This is a genomic window from Psychroserpens ponticola (assembly GCF_023556315.2).
Lineage (GTDB): Bacteria > Bacteroidota > Bacteroidia > Flavobacteriales > Flavobacteriaceae > Psychroserpens > Psychroserpens ponticola.
The window spans coordinates 2,493,437-2,508,571 of record NZ_CP116221.1; the positions used below are offsets into that span (position 1 = coordinate 2,493,437).

Below are 15,135 nucleotides of genomic sequence, written 5' to 3' on the forward strand. Positions count from 1 at the left end.
TTTTTAACTTAAATTTAGAGTGCTGAAAATCAGATTTTTAAAAAATGAATATCTCCTCTTTTTTTTTAAACGTTTTTTCATTTTAACGAACGCTTCATAATAAATAAAATAATGAAATCACTAAAAGTAATTTGTATTGCATTAGGCATAATTCTTTTTTCTTGTAAAGACAAAACGCCTAAGTCAAATCCTGCTTTAGCCACCATAGACTTAAAACGAGGTGATATTTTACTTTGTGGCAATCCTGAATTTGGAGATGTGAGTTTTGCTTTAGATTGTGAATATGATGTTCGTGAAACTTTTGATTTAGCTATTTCTCTACTACACTCTTTTGAATATGATGAAGCAGAGAAAGCATTTGTTAAAGTTATTGATGCCGATCCGGAATGTGCTATGGCATATTGGGGAGTTGCAATGAGTATTTATCATGAATTATGGGCTCCACCTGGACCAACAGAATTAAATAAAGGATCTGTCCTTCTTGAAATAGCAGAATCTTTACCAAAATCAGAACGAGCAGAATTGTACATAAATGCCATAAGTGTTTTTTATGATGATTGGAAAAACAAAGACCATAAAACTCGAGAACTTTTATATGAAAAGAAAATGGAGCAAATATATAAGACTCAAACTGATGATACTGAAGCAGCCATATTTTATTCCTTAGCAATTACCTCAGCTGCTGATCCAAATGACAAAACATATGTTAATCAGAAAAAAGCTGGTACTATTTTACAAAAGCTTTTTAAAGAACAACCTAACCATCCTGGAATTGCACATTATATAATTCATACTTATGATTATCCTGAAATTGCTAAATCAGCTTTAAATACGGCTAGACGTTATGCCGAAATTGCTCCAGCATCTGCTCATGCACAACATATGCCTTCTCATATTTTTACAAGATTAGGGCTTTGGCAAGAATCTATAGATACCAATATAAATTCGGCTTCATCTGCTGTTTGCTATGCTGAAAGTCTAAATGCTAATGCCAATTGGGCTCAAGAGATTCATGCGATGGATTATCTCGTTTATGCCTATTTGCAACAAGGTAATAATAAAGAGGTTGAAGTTCAAAACGCATATCTGAAATCAATGAAAAAAATATTTCCTTTAAATCATTTTGCTGTAGCCTATACTGCAAATGCAATTCCAGCTCGAATTGCTTTAGAAAATAAACAATGGAAAAAAGCCGCAAACCTAGAACGCCCAAACATGGAATTTGATTGGGATAAATATCCATGGGCAAAATCAATACTGCATTTTTCTAGAGCTTTAGGCTCTGCACGTTCAGGAGACATTTCTTCTGCTGAAAAAGAACTAGAAACCCTTCAATTTTTACATAAAGAACTCCTTGAAATAAAGAATGCACAGGCTAAATACAAAGCTGGTCAAGTCCGTATTGAAATAAAAATCACAGAAGCTTGGATAAATCTAGCAAAAGGAAATAACGAGGAAGCTCTCGCTTTAATGAGAATGGCTTCAAAACTTGAAAGCGAAACTTCTAAACATCCTGTTACTCCTGGAGAAGTATTACCAGCAGATGAACTTCTTGGAGATATGCTCCTCATTTTAAATAAACCAGAAGAAGCACTAAAAGCTTATGAGATGAATTTAAAAGGACATCCAAATAGATTTAACGGGATTTATGGTGCTGCAATAGCTGAGAAACAATTAGGAAATTCAGAAAAGGCAACATCATATTTTAAGCAACTGATTGAGCTTTCAAAAAACGCAAATAGTACACGACCAGAACTTGATGAAGCTAAGAATTTTATAAATGTGACATCTATATAATAATAGCCTTATGAAAGCAAAAAAAACATTTCTGTTTTCATTTTTATGTCTTGCATTTTTAGGATTATTCTCTTGTAACAATAGAAAGAATAACGTATTACCTATCTATAATCCAACTGACTTTAAATCCGAATTAGTAGATAAAAACCTTAGAAACAAATCGAAAAATCATACCGTTTCAGATTTTGAGCTAATCAATCAAAATGGACAAATTATCACCCAAGATATTTACAAGGATAAAATATATGTAGCCGATTTCTTTTTCACAACCTGTGGAACAATTTGCCCAATTATGACAAATAACATGAGGAAAATTCAAGAAGAGTTCATAAACGACAATGATATCATGCTTTTGTCATTATCTGTACTTCCTGAAACAGATAATGTTGCTGTATTAAAGGAATATGCAAAAACAAAAGGTGTAATAAATGGCAAATGGAATGTAACCACTGGTGACAAAAAGCATATATATGAACTCGCTCGACAAAGCTACTTTGCAGTTGTAAAACAAGGCGACAGACAACAAGATTTTATTCATACACCCAACTTTATTTTAATTGACAAGGAAAAACAAATTCGTGGTATTTATGATGGCACAAAAGATGAAGACATCAAACGTATTATAGAAGATATCCATATTTTAAAAAACTAGAAGATATCTTTTAATTACAAGCTTAATTCTTTCGACAAATCATTTATCTTTGAGTAAATTTCTATTCCTTTTATGAACGACAGCATTATTCTCATTTTAGCCATTCTTATTTCTGCAGCTATTGGAGCTTATTTAGGCATGCTTTTTATTAAACTTAAAAGTAAAAGCGAACAAAGCACATTACAAGAACGTCAAAATCAAATGTCGTCAACCATTGAAGACTTAAAACAAAATCTATCAAAATTAGAAACGGATCGTGAAGAGATCAGACGTGAAAAAGAATTTCTAAATACTGAATTAACAAGAAAAAACACAGAATATGACAACCTTCAGCAACAAAATTTAAAACGTGATGAAGAATTAGAAGAACGTCAAGAGCAATTAAGAAAAGACTTTGAATTACTTGCAACAAAAATACTTGATGAAAAATCTGAAAAATTCACCCTTCAAAATAAAGAAAATATCAAAAATATTTTAAATCCGTTACAGGAGAAAATTCAAATTTTTGAGAAAAAAGTAGATGATACACAAAAAGAAAGTATCAGTATGCATTCTGCTTTAAAAGAACAACTACTTGGTTTAAAAGACCTTAATCAACAAATGACAAAAGAAGCCACCAACCTAACAAAAGCATTGAAAGGCGATAGTAAAATGCAAGGAAATTGGGGCGAATTGGTGTTAGAACGTGTACTTGAAAAATCTGGATTAGAAAAAGATAGAGAATATTTCGTACAGCAGAGTTTTACTTTGGCTGACGGAACTCGTGTGCTTCCAGATGTGGTTTTACACCTTCCTGATAGTAAGAAAATGATCATTGACAGTAAAGTCTCTTTAACGGATTATGAACGGTTTGTAAATGCTGAAGATGAAGACAGAAACACCTTTTTAAAAGCACATATTAATTCCATAAAAAAACATGTCGATCAGCTATCAGAAAAAAATTATCAAGATTTGTATGATATAGAATCTCCAGATTTTGTATTATTATTTATTCCTATAGAACCTGCTTTTGCAGTAGCAATTAATGAAGACAACACTTTATATAATAAAGCGTTTGAGCAAAATATCGTTATTGTTACACCTTCTACTCTACTCGCTACACTTCGTACTATTGATACGATGTGGAATAATGAAAAACAACAGCGAAATGCTATTGAAATCGCTAGACAAGCTGGCGCGCTTTACGATAAATTTGAAGGTCTAGTGAAAGATTTAACAGGTGTTGGAAAAAAGATTGATGATGCTAAAAAAGACTACTCTTCTGCAATGAATAAACTAGTTGAAGGTCGAGGTAACCTAATTACCAGTGTTGAGAAACTCAAAAAAATGGGTGCTAAAGCTAAAAAATCTTTACCTGATGCGATTATCAAACGTGCACAAGATGATGACGAATAACATTGCTTATGAATTATAAAACTATAGATTCTTCAAGAATCAGCATGTCGCAATTAATGCAGCCTTCACATTCCAATTTTAGTGGTAAAATTCATGGTGGTTACATTTTAAACTTGATGGATCAGATTGCATTTGCTTGTGCTTCGAAACATTCAGAGACGTATTGCGTCACTGCTTCTGTAGATACTGTAGATTTTCTAAATCCGATTGAAATTGGAGATTTAGTCACCATGAAAGCCTCTGTAAATTGTGTTGGACATACATCTATAGTTGTCGGAATTCGTGTAGAATCTGAAAATATTAGAACAGGAAAAATGAAACATTGTAATTCCTCTTATTTCACAATGGTAGCAAAAAATGACCTTGGAAATTCTGTTGAAGTTCCTGGCTTAATTATCAACGATAAAACAGAAATAAAACGTTTCTTAAAAGCTTTAAAGCGAAAAGAAACTAAAGAATCTAGACAATCTGAATTTAATAGTGAAGACTTTAGTCACACAGATTATTTAGAAGAATTAAAATCATACCGAGTTAAGATTGAGCTTCCAGATAACTATTAAAAGTGAATGCGTAAAACAGCATTTGGAGTAAAACCTAATGAGTTTTGCAAAGTTACATTAACCATTCCATTGTTTACGCGATAAAATTTATTAATCTCATTTGTTTTGTCAAATACATTCCAAATAGAAACTCCTAAATCTGCTTTCGTTTTTCCGAGTTTAAAATCATAAAGCATAGAAATATCAACCCTTAAATAATCTTCTAAATTACTAGAATTGGTGATTTCGTAATTAATGTCATCATTGACAATTTCTTTTCCAGAAATGGGCTGCGTTGTTGGTTTTCCTAAGTGCCAATTAAATCCTGCAGAAAGTTTTAAGCGTTCAAGCGCATATACTGCACCAAAAGTCACTGTATGTTTGACATCAAAATTACTTGGAAACATTTGTTCTGATAACGATGAAAACTCATAATTACTTTTCATGAACGAATAACTTAACCACGTATTTAACTTTTGAATTTCCTTACGCAATATAAAATCTAACCCTTTAGCGTCGTAATTACCTATTCGCTTCACAAATTCATATTGATTTTGAAATCCTTGACTTTGTGTTGTAATTCCATTAACATATTTATAATAGCCTTCTAAATTTACTAGCCATCCTTTCTTATTATAACTTAAACCAACAGAAATTTGTTTGCTCCTAATGACAGGAATATCTGTATCATTAGATAATTGCCATCTTCTTTTTTCGATACCCAAGAAATCATTTTGAAAATTAATTACTTGAGACGTATTTTGATGTTTAAATTCTCCCAAAACATCTAACGAAAAATCATCCAAAAATTGATGTGTTAATGCAAATCTAGGCTCAAGAATATGCTTACTAAATTTGCCAAGATAGTTGTATCTCAATCCAAAATTCAAGTTTGTATTATTGTCTAAAGTTTTATATTTTAATTGAGTAAACAAACCATGAGTCGTTAAGACTTCAGACACTAAGGATTTAAAACGTGGATTATCAACGTCGTCAAGATTAGTGATTTTAGTTTCCACAAAATGATAACCATTTAATAGCTGAATATTTTCATTTACCTTGTAATTAGCTCTAAACTTTATGCTTGTTTCAGATACGATGTTTTCCTGTTGAAAACGTTGCTGATCTATAATATTAGCATTAATTGCTTTAAGCTTATAATCGGTTTCATAAACCTCAAATCCAGATTGCCATTTATCATTCCAAATGCGGTTGTATTGAATGGCTCCAGCAATACTATGTTGACTCAAGCTACTTTGACGAGATGTTTCTAATTGATTGATAATTGAGTTTTCATTAAATCGAAGTTCATTATAAGTGTTCAGAAAATTAACACGAAGTTGATCTTTATCAGAAATGTCATAAATCCAACGTAATGACGTATCATAAAAATCAAATTCTTGATTAGAATTAATAATGTCATTAGCATTCATTTCAACTTCTGTGTCTTGTGAAATGCGATTAAAAAAATTCGTATATGTTGGCGTTTCAAAAAAATCACTAATCGATTTTCGAGCAGCGACTTGGAGTGATGATTTTTCACTTAAAGGTACATCAGTAAAACCGTTAGCATCAATAAAATTCACACCTAAACTCCCTTTAAATTCAGTATTGATATTTGAACTTGTTTCCATAGAAATAGTTCCAGACACACCATCAGTTAATGAAACGTCAGTTCCGTTTTTAACAACATTTACTTGATGTGTAATTTGAGGGTTAAACATTGAAATCAATCCGAAGAAATGTCCAGATTGATACATTTTAATTCCATCCCAAAGTATGAGGTTTTGGTCGTGAGTACCAGCTCTAATATTAATATCTGAAACGGTTTCGTTAATACTTTGAATTCCTGGAAAAGCTTGTACAGCTTGTAAAACATCAGTATCAATTAAACCTGGAAGGATATCAAACTGTGTAAAATCTATCTCGTAAGAACCATTCTTTAGTTTATTTATGCCTTTAATAATGTATTTGGATAAAATGACTTCAGATAAATGTTGCAGCTCAAAAGTTTTACTTTTAGAACGAACCAAAATGAAAGTCCCATCTAAATTTTTAAATGAAAACAACGTATTCCTTTCTAAATACAATAGCACATCTTCTAATGACAATTCTTTAGTTGGAGGAACAATTGTAATGCCTTCAAGTGAATCTTCAGCAAAATTAAATTGAATGTTATACTGTTTTTGAAGTGTTACAAACACCTCTATTAATAGCAGTTTAGATGAAGTCTCTTGAGCATTAATTCCAAAAGAGAAAAGAAAAAGAATAAAACATAAAACATATAGTTTATTTTTTATCTCCATAAATTATAATGTCATTTGAGGCATTAGTTTTATAGCTTAATCCCATTGGTTGCGTTATAGAAATGATAGCGTTTTCAATATTTTCATGCATAAAACCACCAGTGAATAACCGTTCTGAATCTAAATGCTCGACACTAATTTTAACATCATATTGTCGTTGTAATTCAGCAATAACATCTTTAAAAGGTATGGCTTTAAATGTGCTTATATTCTGTGTCCATTGTGGAGATAACTCTGACACTTTATCCTGACTAAACTCTTTGTTTAAAAGCCTATACGTATCTCCAGCCAATAAGGTTTTAGAAACATCACCAGAAGTTACTTTAACGACTCCTTCATAACATTGCACTTCAAAGTAATCGTCACGTTGATTTACGTTAAATTCTGTTCCAACAACTGTTACAACACCTTGCTTAGTAACGACATCGAAGATTCTACCTTTAGCGACTTTAAAATAAGCTTCACCATCGAGATTTAAACGTCTATTGTCACTCCAGTTTACTTGACTGTATTCAATTTCTGAATCTGCATTTAAAGTAACTTTAGAGTGATCTGGAAGTTCAATAGTAGTGTGTTGACCAACTAAGGTTTTCTCTACAATTATATTGGTATTGAAAAAAGCAAAATAGATCCCTAAAGTAATGACAACTACGCTTGCTATTTTTAATAATGGTTTAAACCAATCTAATAATATCGTCTTAGATTTTTTTACTTGATATACCGATTCTAAATCTTTAAAAGTTTCTGGTTTAGAAAAGTTAGACGCTTTAAATTGTTTAGCAGAATCAACAATAGTTTGATGAAAAGTAAAATCACCATCTTGCTCGAATACTCGTTTTTCGGCAGGAGTTAACTCATCATTTAACCATTTTTTTAAAAGATCTTCTTTATCCATAAATCGATTTACTACTTATATAACAACTTCAACTCTACTTCTCCTTATTATTTTATTTTAAAACCTTCAAGTTCTTTTTTCAGAATATTAAAAGCACTGTAAATTCTATATTCGACAACTTTTTGAGTGACGCCTAAATATTCTGCAATTTCACTATGTTTCTTACCTTCCACTTTATTTAGCAAAAAGGCAACACGCTGTTCTTCATTTAAACTTGCGAGTACTTTTTTATAACGTTGAAGAAATTGTTCTTCCTCTAAAATAAATTCTGGCGTTTCATTAGTATGGGATTTAGGCTTTATTTTTTGGTGATTGAGCACAACTTTTTGATGCTTTATATCATTAAGCACCATATTATTCGCCACTGTAAACAAAAAAGATTTAGCCTTAGTTAAAGTTACAGTCTTACAATTGTTCCATAATTTAATAAATGCATCTTGTGTTTTATCTTTTGGATTAAACTGTGCTCCATATTTATAATATAAAAAATTATGAACGTCATTTGAGTATGTATTATATACATATTCAAAAACTTTAGCTTCACATATATTCTCTTTTATGTCTTTGGGCAAGGTTGTTGTTTTAATTTTTTAAAGGTATATAAATATTTTATTATTCGTTTTCGGGACTTTTTAGACTGAAGTTGTTATATAATAAAAGCATTACATTTCAGACAAATGAAATACCATGAAAACAGCATTTAAATTCGTTTCAATTTTACTATTTACTTTTGCACTAGTACTCACGTCTTGTAGAAAAGAAGAATCAGAATTTATTGAAACACCTCCAGAAGACACTTTAGAACCGAACTCTTTAATTGCTGATTTAATGCTTCGTACTGTTACAAATGATGGTTCAAATGATAACATATTAGATCTTGCTAATTGCATTAATATAAAATTACCAATTACTGTTACTGCAAATTCGACCGAAATAGTTATTAATTCTGAAACTGACTATAACAAAGTGGAATACATTTTTGATGAAGAGTATGATGATATAAATGTATTAAACATTTCATTTCCAATCACAATAGTATATACCGATTATTCAGAGGCTATAATGAATAATATAGATGATCTTTATAACACTGCTGATATCTGTAATGGTGAAAATATTGCTGATGAAGATATTGAATGCATCGATTTTGTCTATCCGTTTTCAGTTTCAATATTTAACACAAATAATGAACAATTATCTACAGAAGTATTTACAAACGATAAAGAACTATATCATTTTATTAAAACTATTTCAACTGAAGATATTGTTTCTATAGATTTTCCAATTTCTGTTGAACTCACTGATAATTCTCAATTTGAGATTTATTCTATGACAGAATTGCAAACTAGCATTGAAAATCATCAAAACGATTGCGACGAAGATGACGATTTTGATCATGATGATGATGATTGTGACCAGTGTACTCAAGAATTAGTTGCAGATTTTTTAACGGGTTGTCAAGATTGGTATGTCGATAAATTAAAAAAAAATAACGTGGATTACAATACCATTTATGATGGCTATGATTTCAATTTTTTTACAAATGGAACTGTTTCTGTGTATTGGAATTCGACAACTGCATATGGTTCTTGGTCAATAACTGGAACAGCAAATGACATTATACTAACAATAGATATTCCTACATTGCCCTTGTGTAATAATAATTGGGAATTACAGGAAATAAACAACAATACTGGGTTAACAAAGGTTGATTTCATACTTAATACAGATGACAGATTACGATATAGAAATAATTGTAATTAGCTAACCAAAATGAAAAAGAAAAATTGGATTAGTCATTAAAAATTGATCAATTAAGCTGCTTTAATCTAAAAAATTTGAGCAGTTTAAACCCATACCAAAAATGAATTATTAATTAAATAAATTTAACGTTATGAAAAAACATTACTCAATTAAAACAATGTTATGCATTGGCATTTTTGCCTTTATGTTTCAACAAACCTTTTCTCAAATTAGAATTGTTGAAGTAGATCCTGTAGCAAATACAGTAAAACTTCATAATTTTGGTAGTGCCATGAATCCTCAAGACATTTCATCATATTGGTTTTGTGCAAGGTTTGCTTATGATCAAGTTGGAGGTTTAGCAGTTGTAAGTGGAAGTACAAATTTAGCCATAGGCGCTGATGTTGTTTTAACTTTAGATTCTGCTTTAAACACTACGTCTTCTGATGTTGGTTTCTATAATTCTTCAAGCTTTGGTTCTGCTGCAGCGATGGAAGATTTCATGCAATATGGTGGAGGCGGAATTGGTCGTGAAAATGTTGCTGTTAATAAAGGTATTTGGACCGCTGGAACTTTTGTGAGCGAAGCTCCACCTTATCAATATACTGGAAGTGGAGCTCAAAATGGTTTTCAGTTTTGGGACACAGTATTAGGCCTAAATGATTTTAACAGGACGTTAGACTTCAATCTTTATCCTAATCCTGTAAGTTCAGTATTAAATATTGAATTACATAATAATGAGGTTAATCTAACCTTTCAAGTATTTGATATATTGGGAAAACAAGTTATAAAAGGAAGTTCTAAAACAAATAATACTCTAAAAATTGATATTACGAGTTTAGAACATGGATTATATATCATCAAAATAGTTTCGGGAGATAAAACTGAAACAAAACGCTTTATCAAAAACTGATTTTAACATATAGAATAATACGAATCCGTTCAACTATTAAAACAAAAAAACCATCAGTAATTACTGATGGTTTTTGTATATTATATTAAATAATTCTATTGTCTTACAAAACGCTTTGTTTGTGTAGAATTATCTGTAGAAATTCTTACTAGATACACACCACTATTCCATTTTGAAACATCAATTGATGCCGTTAAAGCATCTATTTGAGTTGTAAAAACACGTTTACCTAAAACATCATAAACAGCAATTGTTGCATTATTTGAGTGTTGAGGTAAAAACACATTTAATTTTGATGTAGCTGGATTCGGTGAAATTGAAAACTCATTAGAAGTTTCAATATCACGTGTACTTAAAGTTGTAGAAGCTGTAATATTATCTAAGTGTAAAGTCGCTGCAATCGTATGAGGAGAAGACCATGTTGGAGAATCGCTACTTAAAATTCTCATAGCACTTACATTAGTTAAGGCCGTTTCTATAGTAGATCCACCAGAAATTAAAGTAAAATCAGATGCTGAAATTGGAATAACAATTTCAGACCAACCACTTCCTGCAGTTACTGTTACAGCATTAGTTGTACAAATTCTAGTTCCATTTCCTTGAAAAGCTACTCTTAAATTTAAATTATTAGTGAGTACTCTAACATTCATTTTAATACCGACGATATTTTCAGAAGTAAAGTTAGAAGACCATTGAGAAGAAGGTCCTGCATTAAAAATAACCATTTTACTAACTGGTCCACCTCCACCAAGTGAAGTATACGTTAGGTAATTATCATCAATACCATTTGGTCCATCAGTTGCAACATTGGTTGGCATATCTTCAGGTGCTGCTGCACCACCAATTTCCCAGTTTTGACTTGTTCCATCCTCAAAATTATCAACTTGATTTGCAACAACTTGGGCAAAAGTTACGGAAGACATTAACAATAAAGAAAATATAAGTAGTTTTGTTTTCATAGCTTAGCTTTATTGCGAGCTAAATTAGTAATTTTTAGATAACTAAGATAACCGTTCATCGAAAATGTTAGATTATTTACTCAAATACATCTTACGTCTTGAGTATAAATTATAAAATTCGTCGTCTTTTAAGCTATCTATAAACAAGATGCTTTCTCCTGTACTCTTCATTTCTGGACCTAATTGTTTATTTACATTAGGAAATTTATTGAATGAAAACACAGGTTGTTTAATCGCATAACCTTCTAATTGAGGATTGAAATTAAAATCGGTTACTTTTTTCTCACCAAGCATCACTTTGGTTGCATAGTTTACATAAGGTTCACCATAGGCTTTTGCTATAAATGGCACAGTTCTCGATGCTCTAGGATTTGCTTCAATAATATATACCATATCGTCTTTAATCGCAAACTGAATATTGATTAATCCAACAGTATTCAAAGCTAATGCAATTTTTTTAGTATGATCTTTAATTTGTTGCATTACAAATTCACCTAAGTTAAATGGTGGTAAGGTTGCATTACTATCGCCAGAATGAATTCCGCAAGGCTCAATATGTTCCATTATACCAATAATGTATACATTTTCTCCATCACAAATCGCATCGGCTTCAGCTTCAATAGCTCCATCGAGGTAATGATCTAAAAGCAATTGATTTCCTGGCATTCTTCGTAATAAATCGACAACATGCTCTTCAAGTTCTTGTTTGTTAATCACAATCTTCATTCCTTGACCTCCTAGAACATAAGATGGTCTTACTAAAATTGGAAAATCTAAAACATCTGCAATTGCTGAAGCTTCATCTGCTGTTGTAGCAATATCAAATTGTGGATAAGGAATATTATTTTCTTTTAAAAGGTTAGAAAACAAACCTCTGTCTTCAGCTAAATCTAAAGATTGATAGGTTGTACCTAATATTTTTATTCCGTAACGGTCTAGTTTTTCAGCTAATTTTAAAGCAGTTTGACCACCTAGTTGCACGATAACACCTTCAGGTTTTTCATGACGAATAATATCATAGATATGTTCCCAGAACACAGGTTCGAAATAGAGTTTATCAGAAATATCAAAATCTGTTGAAACTGTTTCTGGATTACAGTTAATCATAATGGTTTCATAACCACATTCTGAAGCAGCTAAAACACCATGAACACAGCAGTAATCAAACTCAATCCCTTGTCCGATTCTATTTGGACCAGAACCTAAAACAATGATTTTTTTCTTATCTGAAACAATACTTTCATTTGCTGAAAACTTTTTTCCATCAGCTGTTTCAACTTCATTTTCAAACGTAGAATAGTAATATGGCGTTTCCGCTTTAAATTCCGCAGCACAGGTATCAACTAATTTATAAACACGATTAATATTGAATTCATCACGTTTGTTATAAACCTGACTCTCCAAACATTTCAACATGTGAGCAATTTGTCGGTCACCATAACCTTTTTGTTTTGCCTCTAAAAGCAATTCCCGATCAATAGTATCTATTGTAAATTTCGAAATTTCTTTCTCAAGTTCATGCAATTCTTCATATTGCTTTAAGTACCACATATCAATCTTGGTGATTTCGTGGATTCTACTTAAAGGAATTCCCATTTGAATGGCGTCATAAATAGCAAACACGCGATCCCAACTTGCATAGGTTAATTTATCAATAATCTGTTGATAATCTTTATAACCTTTTCCATCTGCACCTAATCCGTTGCGTTTAATTTCAAGAGATTGTGTTGCTTTATGAAGTGCTTCTTGGAACGAACGACCAATAGCCATAACCTCACCAACAGCTTTCATTTGAAGGCCTAATCGTCTGTCTGAACCTTCGAATTTATCGAAATTCCAACGTGGAATTTTAACAACTACATAATCTAATGTTGGTTCAAATAAAGCTGAAGTTGATCCTGTAATTTGGTTACTTAATTCATCTAAAGTATAACCTATAGCTAATTTCGCTGCTACTTTTGCAATTGGATATCCTGTAGCTTTACTAGCTAAAGCTGACGAACGAGACACACGAGGATTGATTTCAATAGCAATAATTTCTTCCTTTTCATCAGGACTTACAGCAAATTGAACATTACATCCACCTGAAAAATCACCTATACTTCGCATCATATGGATTGCCATATCACGCATTTTTTGAAAGGTTTTATCAGAAAGTGTCATTGCTGGAGCCACAGTAATCGAATCTCCAGTATGAATTCCCATTGGATCCATATTTTCAATCGTGCAAATAATAACAACGTTATCATTTTTATCTCTCAATAACTCTAATTCATATTCTTTCCAACCAATAAGAGCTTTATCGATCATGACTTCATGAATTGGAGACACTTCCAAACCACGCGTTAATAATTCATCAAACTCTTCTTCTTTATAAACAAATGATGCTCCTGCTCCACCTAATGTATAACTGGCTCTAATTACCAATGGAAACCCAAACTCTTGTGCAATCTCCTTTCCTTTTAAATAAGAATTTGCTGTTGCTTGAGGTGCCATGCCAACACCTATTTTAAGCATTAATTCTCTAAACTGTTCTCGATCTTCAGTAATATTAATGGCATCAATATCGACACCAATAAGATCTATATTAAAATCTTTCCAAATTCCTTTTTCATCTGCTTCTATACAAAGATTCAAAGCGGTTTGTCCTCCCATTGTAGGTAAAACTGCATCTATTTGTGGATGCTCTTTTAAAATCTTAATTATTGATTTTGTAGTTAATGGCAACAAGTACACATGATCTGCCATTGTAGGATCTGTCATAATTGTTGCTGGATTAGAATTGATAAGTATTGTTTCAATTCCATCTTCACGAAGTGATCGTAAAGCTTGTGTTCCAGAATAATCAAATTCACAAGCTTGGCCAATAACTATAGGACCTGAGCCAATGATGAGGATAGATTTTAATTTTTCGTTCTTTGGCATTTAAGTAATTTTTATGGTTGCAAAAATAGGTAACATATGGGTACAAAAAAAGGTGTTACACCTAAGTAACACCTTTAAAATATTAACAATTGTTAATCATTATTTCTTATGTCTAGTTTCAGATGATACAGACAATTTCTTTCTTCCTTTAGCTCTTCTACGTGCTAAAACTTTTCTTCCATTTACAGAAGCCATTCTCTCTCTAAAACCGTGTTTATTTCTTCTCTTTCTTTTTGACGGTTGAAACGTTCTTTTTGGCATTGTCTTGTATTTTTATAAACTAATATTCTTTTATCTCTAACTTTGTTGTCTTAAGCTGTTCTTAAAACTGCGTGCAAATATACAAAGAGTTTTTATTTTGCCAAGCCTAAAATTAAAAATATTTACAATTGTTTTTATTAACTTTGCAGCCTAAATTTTAAATTCTAAAAATGTTCAACAAAAACATAAAATTAGTAATCGCTTTTTTAATAGTTGCCTACGCTATATATCAGTTTATTGAAGGCTTTATAGGTAATGGTATTATGTATTTTTTATTATCACTTATTTTTATTTTTCTCTACTTTAAAAATGAATTCATACTACTTGCTTTTTTAAAATTGAGAAAACAAGATTTTCCAGGTGCTACAAAATGGTTGAATAAAATTAAAAATCCTTCAAGTGCATTAGTAAAGAAGCAAGAAGGTTATTTTTATTATTTACATGGTGTAATGGTAGCTCAATCTGATATGAATGCAGCTGAAAAACATTTCAAAAAAGCTATTGGTCTTGGCTTATCTATGGATCATGATCTTGCTATGGCAAAATTAAATTTAGCTGGAATTGCATTTAGTAAACGTCGTCCTCAAGAAGCTAAGAAATTATTAGTTGAAGCTGAAAAACTAGACAAAAGAGACATGCTTGCTGATCAGATTAAAATGTTTAAACAGCAAATGAAAAAGACGTCTATACCCAAACAACAGTATGGGCAACCTACATCTTCACGCCAAAATAGACGAAGTAGACGTTAAA

The 15,135-nt window shown here is 31.4% G+C and carries 13 protein-coding genes; 7 read left to right on the forward strand and 6 right to left on the reverse strand.

Annotation, left to right across the window (positions count from 1 at the left end):
- The first annotated feature begins 111 nt into the window (after window positions 1-111).
- The 4 genes from MUN68_RS11120 (at window position 112) to MUN68_RS11135 (ending at window position 4,404) form a co-directional block, all read left to right on the forward strand.
- Window positions 112-1,797: a tetratricopeptide repeat protein gene (locus MUN68_RS11120; protein ID WP_249996220.1), complete on the forward strand. Its 1,686-nt coding sequence runs from the start codon at window positions 112-114 to the stop codon at window positions 1,795-1,797.
- Window positions 1,798-1,807: 10 nt separating this feature from the next.
- The gene (locus tag MUN68_RS11125) at window positions 1,808-2,449 is read left to right on the forward strand and encodes an SCO family protein (protein WP_249996219.1); all 642 of its coding nucleotides are present in this window, start codon (window positions 1,808-1,810) and stop codon (window positions 2,447-2,449) included.
- Between the two features lie 72 nt (window positions 2,450-2,521).
- Window positions 2,522-3,844 carry a DNA recombination protein RmuC gene (locus tag MUN68_RS11130; protein WP_249996218.1) on the forward strand — a complete coding sequence of 441 codons (1,323 nt, stop codon included), beginning with the start codon at window positions 2,522-2,524 and terminating at the stop codon, window positions 3,842-3,844.
- A gap of 8 nt (window positions 3,845-3,852) precedes the next feature.
- Complete coding sequence (locus MUN68_RS11135) at window positions 3,853-4,404, forward strand: acyl-CoA thioesterase (protein WP_249996216.1); 552 nt, start codon at window positions 3,853-3,855, stop codon at window positions 4,402-4,404.
- Here MUN68_RS11135 and MUN68_RS11140 read toward each other — a convergent pair.
- Genes MUN68_RS11140 through MUN68_RS11150 form a run of 3 tightly spaced genes read right to left on the reverse strand, consistent with a single transcriptional unit; the run spans window position 4,401 to window position 8,156 of the window.
- The gene (locus MUN68_RS11140) at window positions 4,401-6,689 is read right to left on the reverse strand and encodes a TonB-dependent receptor plug domain-containing protein (protein WP_249996215.1); all 2,289 of its coding nucleotides are present in this window, start codon (window positions 6,687-6,689) and stop codon (window positions 4,401-4,403) included. The genes MUN68_RS11135 and MUN68_RS11140 overlap by 4 nt on opposite strands.
- The gene (locus MUN68_RS11145) at window positions 6,673-7,584 is read right to left on the reverse strand and encodes a FecR family protein (RefSeq protein WP_249996214.1); all 912 of its coding nucleotides are present in this window, start codon (window positions 7,582-7,584) and stop codon (window positions 6,673-6,675) included. Before MUN68_RS11145 ends, MUN68_RS11140 begins: the two co-directional genes overlap by 17 nt.
- A 47-nt stretch (window positions 7,585-7,631) precedes the next feature.
- The gene (locus MUN68_RS11150) at window positions 7,632-8,156 is read right to left on the reverse strand and encodes an RNA polymerase sigma factor (RefSeq protein WP_249996213.1); all 525 of its coding nucleotides are present in this window, start codon (window positions 8,154-8,156) and stop codon (window positions 7,632-7,634) included.
- A 115-nt stretch (window positions 8,157-8,271) separates the two neighbouring features.
- Here MUN68_RS11150 and MUN68_RS11155 point away from each other — a divergent pair, with 115 nt between their 5' ends.
- Together MUN68_RS11155 and MUN68_RS11160 are read left to right on the forward strand one after the other, a co-directional pair.
- The gene (locus tag MUN68_RS11155) at window positions 8,272-9,348 is read left to right on the forward strand and encodes a hypothetical protein (RefSeq protein WP_249996212.1); all 1,077 of its coding nucleotides are present in this window, start codon (window positions 8,272-8,274) and stop codon (window positions 9,346-9,348) included.
- Between the two features lie 130 nt (window positions 9,349-9,478).
- A complete protein-coding gene (locus MUN68_RS11160; protein ID WP_249996211.1) occupies window positions 9,479-10,240 on the forward strand; it encodes a T9SS type A sorting domain-containing protein in 762 nt (253 codons plus the stop codon).
- Between the two features lie 95 nt (window positions 10,241-10,335).
- On the opposite strand, the gene MUN68_RS11165 is transcribed toward MUN68_RS11160, so the two are convergent.
- The 3 genes from MUN68_RS11165 to rpmH all read right to left on the reverse strand — a co-directional run bounded on the left by MUN68_RS11165 (window position 10,336) and on the right by rpmH (window position 14,385).
- Window positions 10,336-11,199, reverse strand: coding sequence for a T9SS type A sorting domain-containing protein (locus MUN68_RS11165; RefSeq protein WP_249996210.1), 864 nt, complete (start codon window positions 11,197-11,199; stop codon window positions 10,336-10,338).
- Window positions 11,200-11,271: 72 nt separating this feature from the next.
- Window positions 11,272-14,124, reverse strand: a complete 2,853-nt coding sequence (gene carB / locus MUN68_RS11170; protein ID WP_249996208.1) for a carbamoyl-phosphate synthase large subunit — start codon at window positions 14,122-14,124, stop codon at window positions 11,272-11,274.
- A 99-nt stretch (window positions 14,125-14,223) separates the two neighbouring features.
- Complete coding sequence (gene rpmH, locus MUN68_RS11175) at window positions 14,224-14,385, reverse strand: 50S ribosomal protein L34 (RefSeq protein ID WP_033961596.1); 162 nt, start codon at window positions 14,383-14,385, stop codon at window positions 14,224-14,226.
- Window positions 14,386-14,555: 170 nt separating this feature from the next.
- Between rpmH and MUN68_RS11180 the strand changes: the two genes are divergently transcribed.
- A complete protein-coding gene (locus tag MUN68_RS11180; RefSeq protein WP_249996207.1) occupies window positions 14,556-15,134 on the forward strand; it encodes a DUF2892 domain-containing protein in 579 nt (192 codons plus the stop codon).
- Window position 15,135 lies beyond the last annotated feature (1 nt).